Origin of the sequence: Caballeronia sp. LP006 (assembly GCF_031450995.1) — a bacterium.
Taxonomy (GTDB): domain Bacteria; phylum Pseudomonadota; class Gammaproteobacteria; order Burkholderiales; family Burkholderiaceae; genus Caballeronia.
The window spans coordinates 508,693-532,488 of record NZ_JARTVW010000003.1; the positions used below are offsets into that span (position 1 = coordinate 508,693).

At 61.2% G+C, this 23,796-nt stretch carries 17 protein-coding genes; 10 read left to right on the forward strand and 7 right to left on the reverse strand.

All coding sequences use genetic code 11. The features are described from left to right. The first annotated feature begins 90 nt into the window (after positions 1–90). From P9250_RS06980 to P9250_RS06990, 3 genes are read left to right on the forward strand one after another with little or no spacing between them, the layout of a single operon-like run. Complete coding sequence (locus tag P9250_RS06980; RefSeq protein WP_310391969.1) at positions 91–3,582, forward strand: transglutaminase family protein; 3,492 nt, start codon at positions 91–93, stop codon at positions 3,580–3,582. Positions 3,583–3,611: 29 nt separating this feature from the next. Next, positions 3,612–6,245: a circularly permuted type 2 ATP-grasp protein gene (locus P9250_RS06985; RefSeq protein ID WP_250494575.1), complete on the forward strand. Its 2,634-nt coding sequence runs from the start codon at positions 3,612–3,614 to the stop codon at positions 6,243–6,245. Next, complete coding sequence (locus tag P9250_RS06990; RefSeq protein WP_250494576.1) at positions 6,242–7,144, forward strand: transglutaminase family protein; 903 nt, start codon at positions 6,242–6,244, stop codon at positions 7,142–7,144. Before P9250_RS06985 ends, P9250_RS06990 begins: the two co-directional genes overlap by 4 nt. A 56-nt stretch (positions 7,145–7,200) precedes the next feature. Here the strand turns inward: P9250_RS06990 and P9250_RS06995 are convergent, their stop codons facing one another. Both P9250_RS06995 and P9250_RS07000 read right to left on the reverse strand, forming a co-directional pair. Then, positions 7,201–8,055, reverse strand: coding sequence for an oxidoreductase (locus tag P9250_RS06995; RefSeq protein WP_310391972.1), 855 nt, complete (start codon positions 8,053–8,055; stop codon positions 7,201–7,203). Between the two features lie 120 nt (positions 8,056–8,175). Further along, a complete protein-coding gene (locus tag P9250_RS07000) occupies positions 8,176–9,141 on the reverse strand; it encodes a LysR family transcriptional regulator (RefSeq protein WP_310391974.1) in 966 nt (321 codons plus the stop codon). Positions 9,142–9,389: 248 nt separating this feature from the next. Between P9250_RS07000 and P9250_RS07005 the strand changes: the two genes are divergently transcribed. Continuing rightward, positions 9,390–10,367, forward strand: coding sequence for an aldo/keto reductase (locus P9250_RS07005; RefSeq protein ID WP_244830776.1), 978 nt, complete (start codon positions 9,390–9,392; stop codon positions 10,365–10,367). A 58-nt stretch (positions 10,368–10,425) separates the two neighbouring features. Here P9250_RS07005 and P9250_RS07010 read toward each other — a convergent pair whose 3' ends face one another. Next, positions 10,426–11,781: a TAXI family TRAP transporter solute-binding subunit gene (locus P9250_RS07010; RefSeq protein WP_244830774.1), complete on the reverse strand. Its 1,356-nt coding sequence runs from the start codon at positions 11,779–11,781 to the stop codon at positions 10,426–10,428. 136 nt (positions 11,782–11,917) lie between these two features. Further along, complete coding sequence (locus P9250_RS07015) at positions 11,918–12,775, reverse strand: hypothetical protein (RefSeq protein ID WP_310391977.1); 858 nt, start codon at positions 12,773–12,775, stop codon at positions 11,918–11,920. A 157-nt stretch (positions 12,776–12,932) separates the two neighbouring features. Here P9250_RS07015 and P9250_RS07020 point away from each other — a divergent pair, with 157 nt between their 5' ends. Next, a complete protein-coding gene (locus tag P9250_RS07020; protein WP_310391979.1) occupies positions 12,933–13,895 on the forward strand; it encodes a D-2-hydroxyacid dehydrogenase family protein in 963 nt (320 codons plus the stop codon). Here P9250_RS07020 and P9250_RS07025 read toward each other — a convergent pair whose 3' ends face one another. Further along, complete coding sequence (locus P9250_RS07025; RefSeq protein WP_250511055.1) at positions 13,896–14,315, reverse strand: hypothetical protein; 420 nt, start codon at positions 14,313–14,315, stop codon at positions 13,896–13,898. It abuts the gene before it with no gap. A 155-nt stretch (positions 14,316–14,470) separates the two neighbouring features. On the opposite strand from P9250_RS07025, the gene P9250_RS07030 reads away from it, so the two are divergent. Then, complete coding sequence (locus tag P9250_RS07030) at positions 14,471–15,622, forward strand: peptidyl-alpha-hydroxyglycine alpha-amidating lyase family protein (protein WP_244830769.1); 1,152 nt, start codon at positions 14,471–14,473, stop codon at positions 15,620–15,622. Positions 15,623–15,625: 3 nt separating this feature from the next. On the opposite strand, the gene P9250_RS07035 is transcribed toward P9250_RS07030, so the two are convergent. After that, entirely contained in the window at positions 15,626–17,611 is a 1,986-nt protein-coding gene (locus tag P9250_RS07035) for an MFS transporter (RefSeq protein ID WP_310391982.1), read from the reverse strand. A gap of 254 nt (positions 17,612–17,865) precedes the next feature. On the opposite strand from P9250_RS07035, the gene rtcA reads away from it, so the two are divergent. The 3 genes from rtcA to P9250_RS07050 all read left to right on the forward strand — a co-directional run bounded on the left by rtcA (position 17,866) and on the right by P9250_RS07050 (position 21,800). Further along, positions 17,866–18,891, forward strand: coding sequence for an RNA 3'-terminal phosphate cyclase (gene rtcA, locus P9250_RS07040; protein ID WP_250494585.1), 1,026 nt, complete (start codon positions 17,866–17,868; stop codon positions 18,889–18,891). 265 nt (positions 18,892–19,156) lie between these two features. After that, a complete protein-coding gene (locus P9250_RS07045; RefSeq protein WP_310391985.1) occupies positions 19,157–20,926 on the forward strand; it encodes a bifunctional alpha/beta hydrolase/class I SAM-dependent methyltransferase in 1,770 nt (589 codons plus the stop codon). A 223-nt stretch (positions 20,927–21,149) separates the two neighbouring features. Further along, on the forward strand, positions 21,150–21,800 hold the full coding sequence (locus P9250_RS07050) for a hypothetical protein (RefSeq protein WP_250469386.1): 651 nt from the start codon (positions 21,150–21,152) through the stop codon (positions 21,798–21,800). Between the two features lie 271 nt (positions 21,801–22,071). Here P9250_RS07050 and P9250_RS07055 read toward each other — a convergent pair whose 3' ends face one another. Next, positions 22,072–22,446 (reverse strand): DUF4148 domain-containing protein, encoded by a 375-nt coding sequence (locus P9250_RS07055; protein WP_244830998.1) that lies wholly within the window; start codon positions 22,444–22,446, stop codon positions 22,072–22,074. A gap of 216 nt (positions 22,447–22,662) precedes the next feature. On the opposite strand from P9250_RS07055, the gene P9250_RS07060 reads away from it, so the two are divergent. Next, positions 22,663–23,790 (forward strand): YbdK family carboxylate-amine ligase, encoded by a 1,128-nt coding sequence (locus P9250_RS07060; RefSeq protein ID WP_250469388.1) that lies wholly within the window; start codon positions 22,663–22,665, stop codon positions 23,788–23,790. Positions 23,791–23,796: the final 6 nt, after the last annotated feature.

The following is a 23,796-nucleotide window of genomic DNA, read 5'->3' on the forward strand; positions in this document are numbered from 1 at the left end:
GCCTGGCGTTACAGCAACGCTTAAGCAACAGATAAGACGCGCACGATGCACTGTCCGTGTGCGGCGTCATTTGAATAAAAGGAGTCCGGTGTGTCCATTCGCGTCGCGTTGAACCATGTCACGCATTACCGTTATGACCGGCTCGTCGGGCTGTCGCCGCAAGTGGTGCGCTTGCGCCCGGCGCCGCATTGCCGCACGCCGATTCTGTCGTACTCGTTGAACGTCGAGCCCGAGGAACACTTCATCAACTGGCAGCAGGACGCGTTCGCCAATTATCAGGCGCGCCTTGTTTTCCCGGAGAAAACGCGCGAGTTCAAGGTGACGGTCGATCTCGTCGCCGAGATGGCGGTCTATAACCCGTTCGATTTCTTTCTCGAACCGTCCGCCGAAAAATTTCCGTTCGCTTACGCGCCGGATTTGCGCCACGACCTTGCACCCTACATGATCAAGCGCGAATTGACGCCGCGCTTTGCGGAGTTCATCGCGAGCATCGACCGTACGGAGACGCCGACCATCGACTTCATGGTCGGATTGAATCAACGTCTCGCCGATGAGATTCGCTACCTGATCCGCATGGAACCGGGCGTGCAGACGCCGGAGGAAACGCTCGTCAGCGCTGCCGGTTCGTGCCGCGATTCAGGCTGGCTGCTCGTCGAAACGCTGCGCCATCTGGGACTTGCAGCGCGCTTCGTCTCGGGCTATCTGCTGCAGCTCGCGCCGGATACGAAATCGCTCGACGGTCCGAGCGGCACGGAAGTCGACTTCACGGATCTGCATGCATGGTGCGAAGTGTTTCTGCCGGGCGCGGGCTGGATCGGTTTCGATCCGACCTCGGGCCTGCTCGCGGGAGAAGGCCACATTCCGGTGGCGTGCACGCCGGAACCGGACAGCGCGGCGCCCGTTTCAGGTGCAGTCGATGAGAGCGAAGTCGAATTCACTCACACCATGACCATCACGCGCGTGCTGGAAACGCCGCGTGTGACGAAGCCGTACAGCGAGGAAGACTGGAGTGACGTGCTGCGCATGGGCAATCAGGTCGATGCGCAATTGAATGCTTCCGACGTGCGCCTGACGATGGGCGGCGAGCCGACCTATGTCGCCGTGCGCGACCGCGATGCGCCCGAATGGAACACCGACGCCCTTGGTCCGACCAAACGCGCCTACGCGGTCACGCTAATGGACAAGCTGCGCGCGGAGTACGGCGTGAACGGCTTCCTTCATATCGGCCAGGGCAAGTGGTATCCCGGCGAGCAGTTGCCGCGCTGGGCGCTGTCGCTATTCTGGCGTGCGGACGGCGAGCCGTGCTGGAGCGATCCCACGCTCTTCGCGGACGAACGCGAGCCCGCCAACTACACCGCCGAAGATGCCGAGCGCTTCATTCGCCATCTCGCGGGCAAGCTTTCCTTGGATGCAAAATACGTTCAGGCGGGCTACGAAGACAGTTGGTACTACCTGTGGCGCGAGCGTCGCCTGCCGGTCAACGTGGACCCGTTCGACTCGCGTCTCGACGACGAACTGGAGCGCGCACGGCTCTTCCGTGTGTTCGATTCCGGCTTGCCCTCGGTGACCGGCTACGCGCTGCCGATTGCCCGCGAAGCCGCCGACGGCACGCGTCCGGCGCACTGGGCGAGCGGCCCGTGGTTCTTCCGCGACGAGCGCATGTATCTGATTCCGGGCGATTCGCCGATGGGCTACCGCATGCCGCTCGATTCGCTGCCGTGGGTGGCCAAGAGCGACTATCCGTATCAGCACGAGCACGACCCGTTTGCGCCGTCCATGCCGTTGCGGCGGGCGGCTGAATTTCGTATGCAATATGCCGCCGACCTGGATTTTGAATCCGGTGTGCAAAATGCCGAGCCGGGCGCAGATGTTCTCGGCAGCGATGCGGCAGGTCCGGGGAAAGCATTGACCGGATCGTCAGCCTTGGGCGATGCATCGGCGTATTCGGCAAGCACTCGCATGCCCGAACGAGGCGAATCCGCGAAGTGGATCGCGCGTACCGCCGTGTGCGTCGAAGCACGCAATCCGGCGCGCGCCGCAGGTCCGAAAGCCGAAGCCGATGCGCTCAAGAAACACGGCAACGGCAATAAGCTCATGCATGTGTTCATGCCGCCGCTGACCTCGCTCGACGCGTATCTCGACTTGCTCGCCGCCGTCGAAGCCACGGCCGCCGACCTGCGTATCCCGGTGATCGTCGAAGGCTATCCGCCGCCGCGCGACACGCGTCTGAAGGTGCTGCAAGTCACGCCCGATCCTGGTGTGATCGAGGTGAACATTCATCCGGCATCTAACTGGAAACAGCTCGTCGAGCACACCGAATTTCTCTATAACGCGGCGCACGAGACGTATCTGAGCCCGGAGAAGTTCATGCTCGACGGCCGTCACACCGGCACGGGCGGCGGCAACCACTTCGTCCTTGGCGGTGCGACCCCGCCCGATAGCCCGTTCCTGCGACGGCCCGATCTGCTCGCGAGCCTGATTGCCTATTGGCTCAACCACCCGTCGCTATCCACACTGTTCTCGGGTCTCTTTATCGGTCCGACGAGCCAGGCGCCGCGTGTCGACGAGGCGCGCAACGATCAGGTCTACGAGCTTGAAATTGCATTCAAGGAACTGCAACGCCAGCTCGATCTGCTGGGCGGTCGCGACAGCGCCACCGTGCCGCCTTGGCTCATCGACCGCATTCTGCGCAATATCCTGATCGATGTGACCGGCAACACGCACCGCGCGGAATTCTGCATCGACAAACTGTATTCGCCCGATGGTCCGACCGGCCGCCTCGGCCTGCTCGAACTGCGCGGCTTCGAAATGCCGCCGCACGCGCGCATGAGCCTCGTGCAGCAGCTTCTGCTGCGCGCGCTGGTCGCCCGCTTCTGGGAAAAGCCCTACACCGCGCGCCTTACGCGCTGGGGCACGGAGCTGCACGACCGCTTCATGCTCGGCAGTTTCGTGGAAATGGATTTCGAGGACGTGCTGGCCGACTTGCGCGAAGCCGGCTTCGCATTCGAGAAGAGCTGGTTCGATCCGCATTTTGAATTCCGTTTCCCGCTCGTCGGCGCCTACGACACCAATGGCATCGAACTGACGCTGCGCAATGCACTCGAACCGTGGCACGTGATGGGCGAGGAAGGTGCGATAGGCGGCACGGTGCGCTTCGTCGATTCTTCCGTCGAGCGGCTCGAAGTGCGGGCGCTCGGGCTCAACGGCGCCCGGCATGTCATTACCGTGAACGGCCGCCCCTTGCCGATGCAGCCCACGGGACGCGTCAGTGAATATGTGGCCGGCGTGCGCTTCAGAGCATGGTCGCAATCGGCGTCGCTGCATCCGACCATCGACGTGCATGCGCCGCTGACTTTCGATATCGTCGATACCTGGACGGGCCGCGCCATCGGCGGATGTCAGTATCATGTCGCGCATCCGGGCGGGCGCAATTATCAGACGTTCCCGGTGAATGCATACGAAGCGGAGAGCCGCCGGCGCGCGCGTTTCTTCGCGACGGGACATACGCCGGGTGCAACACAGATCGAGCCGCAGCAACGCAGCCTCGAATTCCCCTTCACGCTCGACCTGCGCTATCGTTAAGAAGCGCTCATTCACGGAACCAGACGATCTTGCCGTTTCAATCGACCTTGCCCTTCGACACGTCCGGTGCGCGTGTCGACGCACTCGCGCTGATGCGCACCTTGCCGGCGCGCGAAGGGCACTGGGACGAATTGCGCGATTCTTCCGGCCAGTTGCGCGAGCCCTGGCGCCAGTTTTTCGAATTGCTCGGTGAAGACGGTATCGAGCATCTGGATGAAGGCGTGGCCGCCGTTGCGCAGCAGATTCGCGACAACGACATCACGTACAACGTCTATGCCGATAACGGCGAGCCGCGCGCGTGGTCGCTCGACCTGCTGCCGCTTCTGATCGACGAAGAAGAGTGGGCCGTGATCGAACGCGGCGTCGCTCAGCGCGCGCGTCTCATGGAAGCGATCATGGCCGATATCTACGGCCCGCAGACGCTGCTGCATCGTGGTCTCTTGCCCACCGCGCTCGTGTTCGGACATCCTGGCTATCTGCGTCCCGTGAAGGGCTACGTACCGCCTGGCGGGCGCTTTCTGCAGATCGTCGCGGTCGATCTCGCGCGCACGCCAAAGGGCACATGGACGGTCATGGCGCATCGGACCGAGGCGCCTTCCGGCCTCGGTTATGCGCTCGAAAACCGGCTCATCGTCGCGAGTCTTTTTGCCGATCCGTTTCGCGCCATGCGCGTAAGCCGTCTCGCGCCCGCTTATGCGCAACTCATCGCGACGCTCGCACGCGCCGCGCGCGCCACCATGCGCGACGACGATGGCGAACACGAAGAGACTTCTCCCGATGCACCGCATATCGCGCTCTTGAGTCCCGGACCATTCAGCGAGACTTACTTCGAGCACGTGTTCCTTGCGCGCTATCTGGGCGTGACGCTCGTGGAAGGCAAGGATCTGACGGTGCGGCACGACAAGCTCTATCTCAAGACCCTCGCGGGTTTGTCGAGAGTGCATGCAATATTACGGCGGCTCGACGACGCATTTTGTGATCCAGTCGAGTTGCGCGGCGACTCGACCATCGGCGTGCCGGGACTGCTGCAGGTCATGCGCGCGGGCAACGTGATGGTGTCCAACGTGCCGGGCGCGGGCTTCACCGAATCTCCCGCGCTCAATGCATTCCTGCCGGGTATCGCCGATGCCTTGCTCGATGAGTCGCTCGACTTGCCGACCGTGCCGACGTGGTGGTGCGGCGAGCCCGCCGCGCGCGAGGAAGCTTTCGAGCAACTGGACCGAGCGTTGCTCGCGCCGACGTGGCCGGGCGCGCAAACCGACCATCCGCCGGGCATCGACGCGGGCGTGCAGGACCTGGCGGAATGGCGCGAACGGATTGAACGCTCGCCGGATGTTTTCACGGTGCAGGAGAACCTGCAGTTTTCGAGCGCACCGCGTTTCAATGATGGCGCGTTGGGTTCGCGTCCCTGTGTGCTGCGCGTGTATGCCATTGCGAACATCGACGGCGGCTTCAGCGTCGTGCCGGGCGGCTTCACGCGGCTTGCCGCAGACCGGCGAGCCACGGTGTCCATGCAGTTCGGCGGCAGCAGCGTGGATACGTGGGTGCTGTCGAGTCAACCGGTGCCGGCCGCATCGCTGTTGCCTTCGCCGATGAAACCGGGCGACGTGCGCGCGCGCCGCACGGTGTCGAGCCGCGCGGCAGAAAATCTTTTTTGGGCGGGCCGCTACAGCGAGCGCTCGGAGAACAACGTGCGCCTGTGCCGCCTGCTTTTGGGCACGCTCGAAGTCAACGACAACGGCGATCTGTTCCCGACGCTTGCCGACTTCGCGGCGCAATGCGGCCTAATTCCATCGATCGATACGCCCGCGCGCAGTTCTCCGCAAGCCTTCGAGCGCGCATTGGTGATGGGTCTTGCAAACCGGTCGACGAGCATTGGCGGCAATCTCGCGGATCAGGCACGCGCCTCGGGCGAAATTCGCGACCGTCTTTCCAACGATCATTGGCGCAACATTCTCGCGTCGCGCAACGATTTCCGCGATGCCCTCGCGCGGCTTGCGCTGCCTTCGGCGAGCGGAAGTCCGAATGCGAGCGGAAGCGGCGAGTCCGCGCCGCCGGTCAGCAGGCACTACGACCGCGTAATGCTCGCGAATGCGCTCGAACATCTGGCGACGCAGCTATCCGCCATCAGCGGTGCGCAAGGCGACCGCATGACGCGCGACGAAGCGTGGCGGCTGCTCTTCATTGGCCGGCATATCGAACGCGTCGCGAACATGGCGAGCTTCGTGCGCGTGGCTGCCGAGCACGGCACGTTGACCACACCGGCAGGCTTCGACTTGTTGCTGCAGCTTTTCGACAGCACGTTGACGTATCGATCACGCTATCCGGGACGGCTGGAAGTGCCGGCGCTCATCGACATGATCGTGCTGGATGAAACCAACCCGCGCGGCCTCGTCGGCGTGTATGTCCGCTTGCGCAAAAAGCTCGATGAAATCGCGGCGGCGGCGGGCGGCGCGCGTCGAACGCATTTTGCATTCATCATGCCGCATGCAGAATCATTTCCGAGTCTCGAGTCGCTGTGCGAGACGGACGAGGACGGCCGCTTCGCCAATCTGATCGAACTGTGCGACCGGCTCGTGAGCGCCGTGGGCGTGGCTTCGAACGAGGTAAGCGCGCGTTACTTCAGCCATGCGAACACGCTGGCCTCGCAGGTATCTTCATGACCGTATCCAGCAACCCCGAAGCCACGACGCTCGCGGTCACGCATCGCACCACGTATCGTTATTCGACGCCTGTCGAGATCGCGCAGCATCTCGCGGTGATTCGCCCGTTGCATTGCCCGTGGCAACAGGTGATCGCGCATACGGAGCGGATCGAGCCGGTGCCGTCCTATGTGCACAGCCGAGTCGATGCGTTCGGCAACGACGTGCTGTACTTTTCGCTCGATGCGCCGCACGAGCGTCTTTCGATGACGAGCGAGACCACGGTGCGGCTCGTGCCGCGCTGGAATGCGTTCGATCCCGCCGAAACGCCGCCGTGGGAAAAGGTCGTGCAGCGCCTGCAATACCACGCGGGCGCGCGGTTCTTCGCGGAGAGCGAGTTTTGCTATGCGTCGCCGAACATCGCGCTCGATCAGGCGTTGCGCGAGTACGGCGCACAGAGCTTTGAGGCCGACACACCGCTCGTCGTGGGTGCAATCGATCTGATGCATCGCATTCATGCGGATTTTGAGTACCGCCCGTCGTCGACTGCGTTCGATACACCCGCCACGCGCGCCTTCGACTTGGGTCACGGCGTATGCCAGGACTTCGCGCAGGTGATGATCGGTTGCCTGCGCTCGCTCGGCTTGCCGGCGCGCTACGTGAGCGGTTACTTGCGCAACGACCCGCCGCCGGGCCAGACCCGGCTGATCGGCGCGGATGCCTCGCACGCATGGGTTTCAGTGCATTGTCCGCAGAGCGGCTGGGTCGATCTCGATCCGACCAACGACGTGCTGGCGGATCTCGATCACATCACGCTTTCCACGGGGCGTGACTACACGGACGTGTCGTTATTGCGCGGGATGATTCTCGGCGGCGGGTCGCACCACATAGACGTGGCGGTGAACGTGCTGGCGTTGTAAGTCTGGCATTCTGCATTCAACAGACCGCATGCAGAATGCCCTATTCATCAGCGCACTCATTCGCCTTCTGGGAAGTCCGCGCCCAGCGTCACCGCTTCCCAGCCATCGAAGTCCTTGCACAGGGCTTCGACTTTCAGGCGCGCGTTGGTGAGCGCGGCCTTGCCGAGCAAGAGCCGCAACGGCGGATTGTCGCTTTCGACCGCCTTGATGATCGCTTCGGCGGCACGCACCGGATCGCCCGGTTGCTTGCCGCTGTAGTTGCGCACCATATCGACGCGCGCCTTCGCGGTCTCGGCGTAATCGGCGATGGTATGCGGCGCCTGATTCGCCGAGCGGCCCGCCCAGTCGGTGCGAAACGGTCCCGGCTCGACGATGAGCACCTTGATGCCGAGCGGCTTTACTTCTTGCGACAGTGATTCCGACAAGCCTTCGACCGCGAACTTCGTCGCATGATAGAAGCTGATGCCCGGGAACGCGATGATCCCGCCGACCGACGAAATATTCACGATGGTCCCGCTCTTTTTCGCGCGCATGCCCGGTAGCACGGCTTGGGTCATATCGACCAAGCCCCAGACGTTGATTTCAAACATCTTGCGCACTTCTTCGCTTTCGCTTTCTTCCAGCGAGCCGAAGTAGCCGATGCCCGCGTTGTTCACGAGCACGTCGATGCGGCCGAACTTGGCCGTCGCATCGCGCACTGCGGCTTTGACCTGAGCAGGGTCGGTGACATCGAGCGTGAGCGCAAGCGCCAGATCGCCGTACTCCTTTGCAAGATCTTCGACGGCCGCGACGTTGCGCGCGGTGATCACGGTCGGGTAGCCGAGGCCCAAGGTCTTGGCGGCGAGTTCACGGCCGAAGCCGGTCGAACATCCGGTAATGAACCAGACGGGTTTGTCAGCGGTCGTTGCCATGTGCGATTCTCCGTTAAAAAACGTTATTCATGAGCAATTCGCGAGCATGATCCATTCCCCGCTTGTGCGACAGCGTCTGGAGATTCAAGCCCTTATAAGCGCCGCTGACAGACAAAGACTTCAAAGCGCCGGACGAATCAGCATATCGACGCTTGGCCTATGTTCGATGTCTTGCTGCGAAGTCGCGAGCCCGTCACGCTCATCGCGAAGAAAGTCGATGAAGGCGCGCAGCTTCGGCGCGACATGACGGCGGTCCGGGTAATACAGCGTATAGCCGGGCAGTGGCGGGCTCCAGTCGGCGAGGAGGCGCACGAGCCGGCCTTCCTCGATGAATCGCTCGATATAACCATTGATCATATAAGCGATGCCGATGCCATCCAGCGCCGATTGCACGAGCGCAGCCGAGTCATTGAGAATGAGCCGACCTGTCACGACGAGATCGAGCGATTCCCCATTCTTCCTGAAGCTCCAGCGCTCGATCTGTCCGGTGCTGATCAGACGAAAGCTTATACAGTCGTGCGCCGCCAGATCATGCGGATGCTTCGGAACGCCGCGCCGTGCAAGATAGTCAGGCGATGCGACGATATGCGCTTCGATGGGCGGCCCGATCCGTACGGCCACCATATCGCGCTCGACACGATCGCCAAAACGAATGCCCGCGTCGAAGCCGCGCGCCACGATATCGACGAGCGAATTGTCGATGCACAGGTCGACGCGAATCTCCGGATAACGTTCGAGAAAGCGGCGTAACACGGGCTGCAGCACGATCATATGACCCGAGCGCGCCACCGTAATGCGCAAGGTTCCGGACGGTCGTTCGGCCGCCGCGCCGAGCTCTTCCGAAGCGAGCGCGAGTTCGCGCACTGCGGGCAAGACGCGTTCGAAGAATTTTTCTCCGGCTTCGGTAAGGCTCACGCCGCGCGTATTGCGCGAGAACAACGCGAGGCCCACGCGCTTCTCAAGTGTGCGAATAGCCTGACTTACGGCGGAGGGCGACACGCCAAGCCGCACGGCAGCGGCGGAAAAGCCCTTTTCCTCGGCTACCGCGACGAACGTCATGATGCCGTCCAGCTGATCCTGATGCATGCACGCATTCCTCGAACGAATATCGGCGCTTCCTTGCAAGCCACGCGAGCTTGAACATCTGATAAAGGCGCTTCGAAGCAGGGCATGTTAGCAGCAGCGGACGCTACCGGCAGGAGTGAAGGGATGCGTCAAGCGCGAATTGCCATGCAGGCTTTTAAGGCTGGCTGAAAGCGCGCCGGGGCTGCATGCGCTAAGGTAGAGAGCTTGGTTGCCTACACGCTTGTTCGCCTTGAATGGAGAATCACACGATGGAATACGTGAAACTGGGCTCGACCGGACTCGAGGTCTCGCGCCTGTGTCTCGGCTGCATGACGTTCGGTGTGCCGGAGCGCGGCACGCATCCATGGACGCTCGACGAAGAAAAGAGCCGCCCGATCATTCAGCACGCGCTGGACGCGGGCATCAACTTCTTCGATACCGCCAATACCTATTCGGATGGCACATCGGAGGAGATTGTCGGCCGCGCATTGCGCGACTTCACGCGACGCGACGATATCGTCATTGCAACGAAGGTCTTCAATCGCATGCGTCCCGGTGCGAACGGTGGTGGCTTGTCGCGCAAGGCTATCTTCAACGAGATCGATAACAGCTTGCGCAGACTCGGAACGGATTACGTCGATCTCTACCAGATTCATCGATGGGACTATACGACCCCGATCGAGGAAACCCTCGAAGCGCTGCATGATGTCGTGAAGGCGGGCAAGGCGCGTTATATCGGTGCGTCTTCGATGTATGCGTGGCAGTTCAGCAAGTCGCTGTATCTTTCGCGTGCCAAAGGATGGACCGAGTTCAAGACGATGCAGAACCACTTGAACCTGCTGTATCGCGAAGAAGAGCGGGAGATGCTGCCGCTTTGCGTGGATCAGGGCATCGGCGTATTGCCGTGGAGTCCGCTTGCACGAGGACGCCTGACGCGCGACTGGGATGCGACCAGCGCAAGACAAGAGTCGGATGCATTCGGCAGCACGCTGTATCGAACGGACGATGCGGACCGTGCAGTGGTCGAAGCCGTTGCCGCCGTCGCTCAAGCGCGTGGAGTACCGCGTGCGCAGGTTGCATTGGCTTGGGTTGCGCAGAAGACGCCTGTGAGTGCGCCGATCATCGGTGCGTCCAAGGTGGGACATATCGACGATGCAGTTGCTGCGCTCGAATTGAACCTGACCGACGAGGAAATCGCGCAGCTCGAAAAGCCTTACGTGCCGCACGCGGTGGCCGGGTTCAAGTAAGCGTTTCGGCGTCAATGGCTGCGTTGTCCATGAGATGACGCAGCCATCGTCGAGGATGTTAAACCTCGCTCGCGGCTTTTCGCGTGACGGCCGAAAGGCGGGACCTGACGAAGCCGATATGTTCGCGCAAAACGTAAAGCGCATCGGCATACGCAAGCGGCACTTTGAGCGTGTTCAACGACTCCTCGATGTAATCGAGTTCGACCAGCAGGCCCTTGCGCTCTTCATCGTTCGACATTCGCATGGCGCCGCGTTCGACCGCCAGCAACGCGCCGTAGTAACGATAGATTCGCGACCTCACGCGCCATCGATACAAGCCTGGCACGATCCGCAGCGCCGGAAAAATCAGCACCGCCACGGGCAGCAACAACACGAGCGCGCGATCCGCGATATTCGCAAGCCAGAACGGCAGCACGCGGTAAAAGAAGCCCTTGCCGGAATGGTAATAACGGTTGGCGTCCTCGCTGATCGGAAACTCATGCGCGACGAAATTCGGAAACTGTCCGCCGCGTTGCAAGAGTCCGGGCTTGCCATGCACTTCCTGCGCGGCTTCGATCAATAGATCGGATAGCGCGGGATGCAGCGTTGGACGCGCGACGAGTTCGACGGTTGGCGCAACCAGATGCACGGTCTCGGACGGCACGCGACGGCCCAGATCGAGCACGCCTGGCGGCAAATCGATCTCATCGAGATAGGGAAAAACACGCGTATAAGCGCGCGCTTCCTGAAAGTCCATTACCGAGACGCCAGGTACTTTCAAGATGCGCAGCATGAGTGCGCGTGTGGCGGAATCGCCGCTTAGAAAGACGGCATCGACCTGATTGCTGACGAGTTGCGTGGCCGCGTCCAGGCCGTCTGTTGCAAATAGCTCAGTGCTTCCACCCGGTCTGATGCCATTCGCTTCGAGCAGCTTGAGCGACAGCATGCGCGTGCCGCTGCCTTCACGGCCGATTGCAATGCGCTTGCCTTCGAGTTGCGAAAGCTGCGTCAGCCCCTTGCCGCGATAGAACACGACGAGCGGGACATACGACACGCTGCCGAGCGATATCAACGATGACGCATGCTCCTTGCTCGCCACGCCACCCTGCACGAGCGCGAGATCGATTCTCTCCTTCGGATCGAGCAGACGATGCAGGTTCTGCACCGAGCCATCCGATGGCATTACCTTGAGCGTGACGCCGTTTCTCGCGAGGATCTTCGCGTACTCTTCGGCGTAATAGTAGAACGAGCTGTCGGTTTGTCCCGCGCTTATGGTGATGGTGCGAGGCGGCGCGGGATCGAGGAGCCAGAAGACCAGCGCCCCGGCGATGGCAAGCGCAAGCACGACAGGCCCGGCAGTCCAGGTGAGATCGTGCAGCACGCTATGCGTATGTTCGTGTGGCAGATACGGGCGCTTCGCGTCTTGCCGCTTCATGAGTGAGCGACCCTGAAGGTCCGGCAAGCACAGGCATGATTGACCATGGCGAGTCTCGTTGATGAGCGGCGTTGACCCGCAGTGTACCGCTTACAGGCGGTAAGGCATGCCCGTCATGCCCGTCATGCTCGCCGCATCACGCCCAATGCGCGGGCACCCAGAATCTGCCGACCCAGTGCGCGGGAACCCACACGGCAGGGCGCGGCGCCGGTGCGACATAAACCGTCGCTGCGGGCGGCGGCGGAGTCGCGACGACGGGCGCTGCGATCACCGTCGTCGTGCTGGCCGTCACGGTGCTACCCGTGACCACGGTGGCGCCATGCGAGCCGCTGCTGGCCACATAAGCACCCGACGTACCCGATGTCACCACGACGCCCGGCGCGACGCTCGTAGCGCTTCCTGAGTGCGTTACGCTGCCGCCGCTCGCGGTGTTCACCGTGCCCGAGCGATTGCAGGTGTAGCCCGCGCAATTCGTGGATGCGTTATGCGTCGAGGTGTTGCCGTTGGGTCCGGTCACCGACCCCGTCGATGAGTACTGGCCGACGCCGTTGCGCGTGACGGTGCTGTCGGTGGTGGTGGTCTTGCCGTTCGGCGTGGTCATGTTGCCGGTGTGATTGCAGCTGCCGCCGGCGCAGTTCGTATCGCCGGAGTGCTGCACGGATCGTCCTTCCGGACCCACGGCGGTGCCCGAGTTCGCGAACTGCCCGGTGCCGGTTCGCGTGACCGTGCCGGTGTTGGTCGCCACGCCGCCCCACGGATTCATGTAGCCGCCGGCATGCGAGCAACTGCCGCCACCGCATGAACCCGCGTGCGCGCCGTTATATTCGCCATGGCCGGTATAGGCGGAGCCTGAGTGGGTCCAGCCCGCGAAGGCCGAGCTGCTTGCAAATGCGAGCGCCGCGGTGGCGACAATCACGAGTACATGACGCAGCGCGCGAGCAGTCGCATGCGTGCCGGATGGGTTCGATACGGTGACGTCTGATCTGCTTTTCACGGGATGTCCCTTTGATTCGTGGGTGGCGATGCAGATCACTATAGGGAAAACGTCTCGCGCGGTCTCTTCCAAACTTATTTCACGAGATGTCGCGCCGACGCGAAATCGCGCTTTGCGTCACACTAGGGCCTCTTCGTTAGCAGCAGAGCCATTCAACATGTCTATCGCGTCTACTTCTTCTTCGATCCGCATCGCCTTACTCGACGACTACCAAAACGTCGCACTCAAGCTCGCAGACTGGTCGCCGCTCGAAGGCCGCGCCGAGATCACCGTCTTCAACGATCACATCGCCGAGCGCGATGCCTTGCTCAAGCGCCTCGAACCCTTCGATGTCATCTGCGCCATGCGCGAGCGCACGCCGCTCACGCGCGACATCATCGAGCATTTGCCAAGGCTCAAGCTGATCGCATCGACCGGCGCGGCGAATGCATCCATCGATCTCGACGCAGCTGGCGACCGTGGCGTCGAGGTCAGGCACACGGGTTACTCGTCGACAGCCACTATCGAGTTCACCTGGGCGCTCATCCTCGCGACGATGCGCAACATTCCCGCCGAGAATCGTTCGTTGCAAAGCGGCGGATGGCAGGTTGGCCTCGGCACCGAACTCGCGGGCAAGACGCTCGGGCTTCTGGGTCTCGGGCGTATTGGTTCGGCAGTCGGCGTGATCGGCCGCGCGTTTGGCATGAACGTGATCGCGTGGAGCCAGAACCTCACCGAGGAACGCGCGCAAGAGAAAGGCGTGCGGCGCGTCGATAAGGAAGCGCTCTTTCGCACGTCGGACCTGGTGTCGATTCACTTGCGGCTATCGGAGCGCACGCGGCATCTCGTGAGCGCGCCTGAATTCAAGCTGATGAAGCCGACGGCGCGGCTCGTGAATACGTCGCGCGGGCCTATCGTCGATCATGCCGCCTTGCTCGATGCACTCACGTCGAAGCGAATCGCAGGCGCGGGGCTCGACGTGTATGACGAAGAACCGCTCGCCGCGGACGATCCACTGCGCTCGCTGCAGAACGTGCTTGCAACGCCGCATATCGGCTATGTCACGGAAGAGTTGTATCGCACGTTCTATAAAGACACGGTGCGCAATATCGTCGAATGGATGGATGCAACCAAGGCGTAATCATGGTTGCTTCGGCGGCTGCGGATTGCGTGCAGGGTTCGTATCGATCTTTCTGATCTCGCTGATCGCTTCGCTGTTCAGCGCGATCAGGTCGGCTTCGAGTGCATCGGCGAGCCGCTTGTCATAGACCTCTTGCCCTTGCACATGGAAGGTGAACCACTCGATGTACTTGGCCTTCTTCACCGGGTCTTCAATGGTGTCGCGCGTCCATTGATAGAGCGGATAGTGTTCCGTTCCCTCGCGTTCCGCTTCGGCGACGTAGCCCGCGAAGGCATCGAACTGACATTGCAACTCGGCGTCATGCGTTCGCAATAGCGAAGCGAGCGGCGCGAGCGCAACGTCATCCATGTTTTGGCGAGCCTTCGTCGCATAGTCCGGCGCGAGCCTGATTCTTACCTGATATTGCCATGCATCGCTCATGATGCGCTTCTCCGTTTAGTCCTTTCAGATTCGAAAGCCGTTGCGCGAACTGCGTGCGCGTCTCGCTTCAAATACACTACACTTCCTCTCGCATCGTCAGAAGCTTGAAGCGACGATGCCCGTCCATGCAGGCGACGAACAAGAGGAGGGTAACGATGAGCCTTCAGCACTCGATGTTCTGCCCATGCTGCGAAGTCATGCAGCCGGGCGTCGCAAGCCGCCGTCGCTTTCTCGCGATGGCCACGCAGAGCGCAGCGGCGCTCGCACTGTTCCCGCATCTTGCTTATGCAGACGACAGTGTGCCATCTCTATCCTTCGACTCCATACCCGATCCCGTGCGCTTGCCGACCGACATGTACCTCGGCGAATGCTCGGGCGTTGCGGTCAATTCGGCGGGGCACATCTTCGTTCTTTCGCGCGGTAACAGCACAGGTCCCGCGTATGGCGCGGCGGCCGCGCAACTCCTGGAGTTTGATCGCAATGGCCGCTTCGTGCGCGAGATCGGCCACAACCTCTATGCGTGGTCGTTCGCGCATACGGTCAAGATCGACCGGCACGACAACATCTGGGTGACGGATAAAGGCTCCGACATGATCATCAAGTTCACGCCTGAAGGACGCGTGGCGATGGTGTTCGGCCGCAAGCAGGAAGCAGCGGACGAAGAAACCGCGCCGCTCAAGCATCCGAACCCGCCGCTGGCTTCGGAGCCGGGACGCTTCAGGCAAGTGACCGACGTTGCGTGGGACACGGCAGGCAACACTTATATAAGCGATGGTTATATCAACTCGCGCGTGGCGAAGGTCGATAACGACGGCAACTGGATCAAGTCGTGGGGTGAGCGTGGCAAGGCGCCGGGGCAGTTTCATACGCCGCACAGCATTGCCGTCGATGCAAACAACATGGTGTACGTCGCCGATCGCAGCAACCGTCGCATTCAGGTCTTCGACACGGAAGGCAACTTTCAGCGTCAATTCACGATCGACGTACCCGTACCGCCGGATGCGCGTCCTGCTATTGGCAACATGCCGGATGAAGCCGCGATTGCGGCGGGCACTTTCGCGCCCGGATCGCCCTGGGCCATCTGCATCTCACCGGGACCGAACCAGGTGCTCTATAGCGCCGATGCCTTTCCAGGCCGCATCTACAAGCTCTCGCTCGACGGCAAGCTGCTCGGCGTGCTTGGCCGTGCCGGCAAGCAGTTGAAGCAGTTCGGCTGGATTCACGAGATGGCGTGTCCATCGGAGAACACGCTCTTCGTCGCGGAACTGCTCAACTGGCGCGTGCAGAAGCTCGTGCTTCATGCATAGACGCTACCCTCGGTTTTGCTTGCCCCGCATCGACATGATCGGTTTGGGCAGCGGGTCCTTGCCGGTTTCACGCCATGCGCGCAGCGTATCGAGCGCGACTGAGTTGCGTACATAGCGATGCCATACGAAGGCGAGATCGAATATCAGAATGGCCAGCCACCACGCATAGAGAAACAGCAGCGCACCGATCACCACGGGCCATAACGGCTTGTTTGCGAGGTCGCCCCAGAGTCGCACGCCGACGATGAGGATTGTCATCAACGTGCCCGCTGCGACGAGCACGCGGCGTCCCCATCGCGGTTTGCGCGGCGCGAACCATCCCGTCAGTGCGACGATCAGCGCGGCCAGGGTGAACATGATTTTCCCGGTGAGCGCGCTGGGCGCATCGCCATCATGCGTGACTGGACTCGCGAGGAATTCGGCAACGCCATTCAGGATCACGAGCCAGAAGATGGCGACGCCCGCGACGAACGCAGCAAGCGCGACGAGACGCCAACGTAGCCGTGCAACCGGATGCGTGGCGCGGCTCGCCTTGACGAGCCGCGGTATGCGTGCGGCCACTGTCGTGCCCATCAGAAGACACGCGAGCGCGAACACCGAGCGCGTCAGGTATATAAACGCTGGCGCCGTGCTCGCGCCGCCCGCACCTGAGGTGGCCGTGACTGCCTTGTAGATGAAGAACACAGCCATGAGATGAAGCGCGAAGCTGAGCAGATAAGGAATCGCCGTGCCGACCATGCCGCGTAACGGCAGATTGCCCGGCGCCTTCGCGGTGTTCTTGCGCAGCACCACGTCTTCGATGAAATGGCCGAAGACATTCGAGTCCGTCCAGTAATCCGTGTGCGCCTTGCCCGGCAGCCAGTAGCGCGAGAAGCCGATGTCGTGCTTGTCTGCATCGAACTCGAAAGCCTCGCAGCCGCGCTGTTGCAGAAAGTCGCGGGCGGTATCGAGCGCGAAGCCGACCGGATCGCCGAAGTCATAGTAGTTGCGCCAGCGGATACGCGAGGGCAGTGTCAACGGCCCACCCGGACGATCGACTTGCGTGATGCACTCTCCTTGCACTTCGCTTCGAAGCTGCATGCCGTCCCAAAGTCTTGGCCACAAGAGGATGTGCTTGTCGATGGGTGAACCGATCGTCATGAAGCCGCGCAGACTCTGTACCCAGCTCGTATCGATGACTTGCTTGTGGTCTTTGGGGTCCGCTGCCGTCGGAGCGGAAAGCGCCTGCAGAATGCCCAGAAAACTGATCACCATACCTTCGCTGTGCGCGACGATATACACCTCGGGCGGACACTGACAGCGCTCGGTGACGAGCGCGACGAGACGCTCCATCACGCGATGAAACCGGAACACGATGGTGTCGCGATGCTGCTTGAAATCCGCGACAAGCTGCACGTCGCCCACATAGTCGCGCAGCACGGGCGCCAGATCGAACTTGAAGATGCCGGCCTTCTCGGTCACGGCAAGCAGGCTTTGCATGATGGCGACGGTTTCGACCACTTCCTCCACCACACCCGCGGCGAGCGAGAAATCGGCTGGTTCCAGCTTGCGATCCGCGACGGTCAGCATGTATGCCGCCTGCGCGCGGCTCACGATGGACAACCCCCAGGCCTTGCTTTCTTCGAGCGTGTCGTCCTGTTTGACCACTTCGCGCGGGATGTCGGCCCAATACACTTCCGCGAAGCCAAGCGCGGAATAGAACTCGCGCTGCTCGGCGGTATAAGGACCGCCTTGCGGCAGATCGAGCTGGCGTACATCCACTTCGCCGACACCTGCGATATCGAAGTATCCCAACGGCATGACGGGCAATGGCGGATCGTAGCGTGCGCCGAACTGGCTCGCGACCGAACGCACGGTATCGCTGTGCAGTTGATTGCCGATGCCGTGTATCGCCACGACGATCTTCTGAACGCGCGGCTCCATGGGGAGGTTGGTGGCTTGCTCGAGGTTGCCCGAGTCGGAGGCGGCGGGGCGTGAGGCGTCGTTCATGGGCGTCTCCTGGCGTCGGGGCGCGGGCGCTTGCTGGCAGGACGATGCGGTACGGGCTGTTGCGCCAGATGGAGATTAGTCTATTTTTGTGCGCATGGCTTAGTGTTTTGCATTTTGTGTACCGGCGTGCTGTATGTTGCACGCAAGACCAAAGGTTGTCGCGCGCACGGAGGGTTGCAGGATCACGCTCCGACAGCGGAGATTGCGTGCCGCCGGGGTTTCAGAATGAATTCTAAATACCAAGTAACAAGCAAATGATTGAACTGGATGGATCGGCCGGCGAAGGTGGCGGCCAGGTTTTACGCACGGCGCTCACGCTTTCGCTTTTAACGGGGCAGCCTTTCGGGATCGGGAATATCCGCGCAAGGCGAAGTGAGCCAGGGCTGTTGCATCGACATCTCTTAGCGGTGGCGGCAGCGCAAGCAATATCCGGTGCGCAATGTTCCGGAGCAGAAGTCGGATCGCGGATGCTGATGTTCGCGCCGGGGCCGATCAAGAGCGGCGAGTACAGCTTCGATATCGGTACGGCGGAAAGCTGCACGCTCGTCTTGCAAACGATTCTGCCTGCGCTTTTATTCGCCGATAAGGCATCTACCGTGCGTATACGCGGCGGCACACACAATCCGATGGCGCCGCCCGCGCATTTTCTGCAACGTGCATGGCGTCGCGCGATGGGCGACATGGGCGCGGTCATCGACATCGAGCTCAAGCGCTTCGGCTTCTATCCGGACGGCGGTGGAGAGATTGTCGCCACGGTGCAGCCGTGCAAGGGCTTGCGTCCGTGCGAGTGGATGTCGCGTGGCGCGCTCGATACCGCGTATGCGGAGAGCTTCATCGCGGCGGCGCCCGCCGGCGTTGCGCAACATGAACTCGACGTGGTTCGTCCCGGCATGGGATGGGACGACTCGCAGCTGCTCGTGCGTGGTCTGGAAGCCGAACCGGGGCCGGGCAACGCGTTGCTCGTCACGCTCGAACATGCGCACGTCACCGAGGTATTTACGGCGTTTGGCGAACGCGCGGTATCGGCGGATAAGGTTGCGCAAACCGTGGTTCGAATGGCGGATCGCTATTTGGCATCCGCTGCGGCCATTGGCGAGCATCTCGGCGATCAGCTCCTGTTGCCACTCGCGCTCGCGGGCGGCGGCCGCTTCACGGTCGAGAAAATATCGATGCACGCAAGGACGAATGCGGAAGTGATCGAGCGCTTTCTGCCGGTGCGCTTCGAGTTCCATGAAGCCGACGATGCGACCGCATCGGTCGTCGAAGTCATGCGTCGCTGATCAGCGACGCATGTGAACGCTTCACATGCCCGAGCAACAATGCGGCGCACTTATTCGCGCGAGAGCGGCATTCTTTATGTCGATACCGCCATGACTATTCATTCGCATGGCACTCGGCGCTATCGACAGACTTCTTACGGGCAAACATCGGCGAAAGAGTACTTCAGGCGCGTATCAAACGTATTCATGCGCGGTAGCGCCGGAGTGAAGCAGGTGCATTGAACTTGCATCTGCGAGCAAATCAAACACGAAGTTAAAGAGCACTATGACCAAACGTACAATCAACGAGTCCGAATTCATCACGCACGACAGTGAGAAGCTTTTCTACCGTCATTGGCCTGCGGCGAAATCGCGTCGTCGTGGCGCAATCGTCTTGCTGCATTGCGGACACGAACATTCGGCACGCGTCGCGCATCTCGTCGATGAGCTGAGGTTGCGTGACTTCTCCTTCTTCGCATGGGACGCGCGCGGACATGGCAAGTCGCCGGGGCCACGTGGATATAGCCCGAGCGTGGCTGCGTCGGTGCGTGACCTGCAGTGCTTCATCGATCATATCCGTGATGCGCACGGCATTGCCGTGGAAGACATCGCTGTTGTCGGGCAAAGCGTCGGTGCGGTGCTTGCAGCGACGTGGGTGCATGATTACGCGCCGCCTGTGCGCTGTCTCGCGCTGGCATCGCCCGCATTTCGAATGAAACTGTATATACCGTTTGCGCGGGCTGGGTTACGGCTCGCGCACAAGCTGCGCGGCTCGTTCCATGTGAAAAGTCTAGTGAGGCCCAAGCTGCTCACGCAAGATATAGAACGCATCGCGAGCTATGCGGCCGATCCGCTCATTACGCGGCCGATCGCCGTCAACATGTTGCTGGACCTGCACGATACGTCGAAGCGTATCGTCGACGATGCCGCTGCCATCACCGTGCCTACGCAAGTGTTGATTTCAGGTGCGGACCGGGTCGTGCAGCGTGCGCCGCAGGACCTTTTTTATGATCGGCTGCGTTCGGCTCGCAAAGAGCGCGTCGTGCTGCCGCGTTTTCGTCACGATACGCTAGGCGAGCGGGATCGCGCCAAGGCGCTGGAACCATTGCGCGCATTTATCTTGCGTGAATTCAATGCGCGCAGCCCGCGTGTATCACTCGTTCACGCGAACAAGCGCGGACCATTCCGCGACGAGTACGAGGCGCTGCTGAAGCCTCCAACAAAACCGTTCGCACGTTTTTATTGGTGGATGAACCGGCTCGCGCTGAGGGCGGGCGGGGCGCTTTCGGAAGGCATCGCGCTTGGTCTTTCGCTTGGGTTCGATTCGGACGCGACGCTCGACTATGTCTACCGCAACGAGGCGCGCGGATGCGGTGGCATGGGACGTCTCATCGATCGCTTCTACTTGAATGCGCCAGGGTGCAAGGGTATGCGGCAGCGCAAGACGCATATCGAAGCGCTCCTGGGTCTGGCTATCGCGCGGCTGGTTCGTGAGGGCTCACCCGTGCGTCTCGTCGATGTCGCGGCCGGGCATGGACGCCACGTGCTCGACGCGATAGCAAATTCAACCGACGACGCCAACGTGACCGTCGATCGCATCGTGCTGCGCGATGTGAGTGCGATCAATGTCGAAGCGGGACGTGCTTCGATCGCACGGCGGGGACTCGAGTCGATCGCCCGCTTCGAGCACGCCGATGCCTTCGATGAAGCGTCGTTTACCACGCTCGAACCCCGTCCGACGCTTGCCATCGCGGCGGGTTTATACGAGCTTTACGGCGACAACGCGGTGATCGAACGCTCGTTGCATGCGCTTGCGCAAGCAGTGCTGCCGGGCAGTTATCTCGTCTATACGGCACAGCCGTGGCATCCGCGACGCGAATTTATCGCGCGTTCGTCGAGTACTCATCGCGGTGAGGCAAGCCGGGTCATGCGGCGTCGCTCGCAGGCCGAGATGGATGAACTCGTCAGGCGCGCAGGTTTCCGCAAGCTGGAACAGCATATCGATGAAATGGGTATTTTTACGGTGAGTCTTGCGCAGCGGGAAGCGAGGCAATGAGCGATGCGGCGGCCGCTATCGCTGCGCTGCTTTGTGCTGGCGTGGAGTGACTGTTGGCATCGCGGTGGCGTTTAGCGGACTTTGAGCGTCGTGTAAAGTCGTCGCCTAAGCCACCTTCACGGGCTAGTGCAAGCGAACAGTGCACAATGACGCCAAGAGCGACTTTAACCGCGCGCGAATGAAGCACCGTCGCTAGACAAGACCCCTTGCCGCAGAGAGACAAATGAAGAAAGGAAAACCCAAGCTCACCCGCGACGACGCCGAGCGTCTCTTCGAAGGTCTGCCGAAATCCAGCACGAGCGAGCGTAAATCCGGCCGGCCCGAGAATCCATTCGAAGCTGGCGCGTTCGAGCCTGTCGAGCGCATCGACGAAGAAGCCAAGCTCTGGAAAGACAACCTGATCACGCTGCCGATGGCGGTCGAGCTGCCCGCTGGCTATGAATCGGTCGCACGCATGCGCGATGCGATGGCACGAGCATGGCGCCTGAGATGGGTGAGGGAAAGCGGTCACGAAATCGTGACGGAATTTCCTGAAGGATGGTCGGCGCTTCGCCCGGAGAGCGGTCCTATCGAAGTGCGAGATCCGGCGGGCGTGGTGCGCGCCGTGTTTGGTTGGGCCAAGGATGCCGAGTTGCGAATCTTGCCGCGATATTCCCTTGAATCGCAGACCAACGGTTCAAATGGGCTGGGCAGTTTGCTCGTCCGCGATCGATCGAACGGTCAAATTCTCGAAAGATCGTCGACCTGGTCCGCGCAAAGTGGCACTAACCATCCCGATTGGACACGGCTGTCGACGTGGCTCAACTCGAATTATCCATTCCATCGCGATCCTTTACGGTACTGGGCAGACTGCGAGGGCAATCTTCAAGGCTAAGACACGGCTTGGCGCTTGATCGAATTTCTTTAGGGAATATCTTGCGACCTGTACGAGCGCGTCTTGCCGTGACACGCTAAGAAAGCACGCGCTTGGCATTAAAGCCCACGCGCCAGGCAAACGGAATCAAGCTATTTCGCTTAGCGCACAAAAAGGCCCAGCCACTAAGCGCTGGGCAATCCAGTGATTGAAGGCCACCGGAGGAGGATCTTGGAGACGAGGCGCACAAGACGATTGCGCGCCAGACCTTGAACGAAAACAACTGAACAGATTAGGAGCCAAAGAATACAGGCTTCATGCCGTCGTTGGCATCCGGACGGACGGAAGCGCTGATCTTGTGTCCCACGCGAGCCACTGCATGGTCGAAATTGCGCAGCGTATGGTGTGCGCCCGAAGCCGATGTGCCATCCGCGGCGCCGCCGACATCCGTTGCGTTATTGCCTTGGGCGTTCACACGAGCTTCCGCGGCTTGAATATTGGCCGGATATTGCGTTTGATCGCCGGTGGGGTTGTAGCCGGCTTTTTCGAGTTGAACCAGTTGCGCCTTCACTTCAGCGCGAGTCACCGGCTGGTTCGTTTGAGCGAACGACGACACGGCAGGGATTGCAAGAGCAGCGGCAACGATGAGCGATTGAACGAGTTTCATGATGCTTACCTCCAGGCTTCGTTTTTGCGCAAACACCCGTTTGCGTTTCAGTGCTTGAAGTCTAGGCGGCACGTGCTTGGGAATTAAGTGCGGACTGAACAAGTAATTATTGTTAAATACGCGTTAACCCTCAATAGCCGATGACGCCGTTGCATCGGACGCGCTCGCGTAAAATCGCCTTGCCGCCGTTCTTTCGTTCGAATGACAGGACACCCTATGTTGCAGCCGTTTGCATCATCAGAACCGTTCACGATTGGCGTCGAACTGGAAGTCCAGGTCGTCAATACGCATGACTACAACCTGACGAAGGCGACCACGGAGTTGTTGAACCGCGTTCGAGAGGAAACCTTCGCGGGGGCCATCGACCCCGAGACGACCGAAGGGATGATCGAACTCTCCACTGGCGTGTGCCGGAACTTCGACCAGGTCAGTAACGAGTTGCAGGTGCTTCGCGATACGCTCGTTCGCGCCGCCGACTTTCTCAACGTCGGCGTATGCGGTGGCGGCACCAACTTCTTCCAGAATTGGTACGACCAACGTTCCGATGGACGCGAACGCTCCGAATATCTCATGGGCTTATACGGGGCGCTTTATCAGCAGTTCACCATCTTCGGTCAGCACGTGCATGTCGGTTGCCCGGACGCCGACTCGGCGCTCGTCCTACTGCACTCGCTCTCGCGCTACGTCCCGCACTTCATCGCGCTCGCCGCTTCTTCGCCGTTCGTGCAGGGCAGCGACACGCAGTTCCAGTGCGCAAGACTCAATTCGGTCGCGCCGTTCCCCTTGTCGGGCCAGGCGCCCTTCGTGACGAAGTGGAGCGAGTTCGAACAGTACTTCGAGCGCATGACCAACACGGGTCTCGTCAAGAGTCTGAAGGACTTTTACTGGGACATTCGTCCGAGTCCTGGATTCGGAACGATCGAAGTACGCGTCATGGATACGCCGTTACGCGTGGAACGAGCCGCCGCCATCGCAGCTTACATTCAGGCGCTTTCGCGCTATCTGCTGGTCGATAAACCCTTGACGCTGAGTGAACGCGACTACGAGGTTTATCGGACGAACCGGTTCATGGCTTGCCGCTTTGGTCTCGATGCAACATGCGTGAATCCGGAGACGGGGCAAAGCAAACCGATCAGAGACGACATCCTTGCCACGCTCGATGCGATCAGCGGCCACGCTCAGGCTCTCGGCGGCCAAGCAGGCCTCGAATCGATCAGGCGTGCGGTGACGAGCGGCACGAGCGATGCCACGTGGTTGCGCCGCGTCTATGGCGCGCATGACTCCTTGCATGAAGTCGTGCGGCAGCAATGTCAGATATGGCGTGGCGCGCAGACGCTCGAATGAACTCAA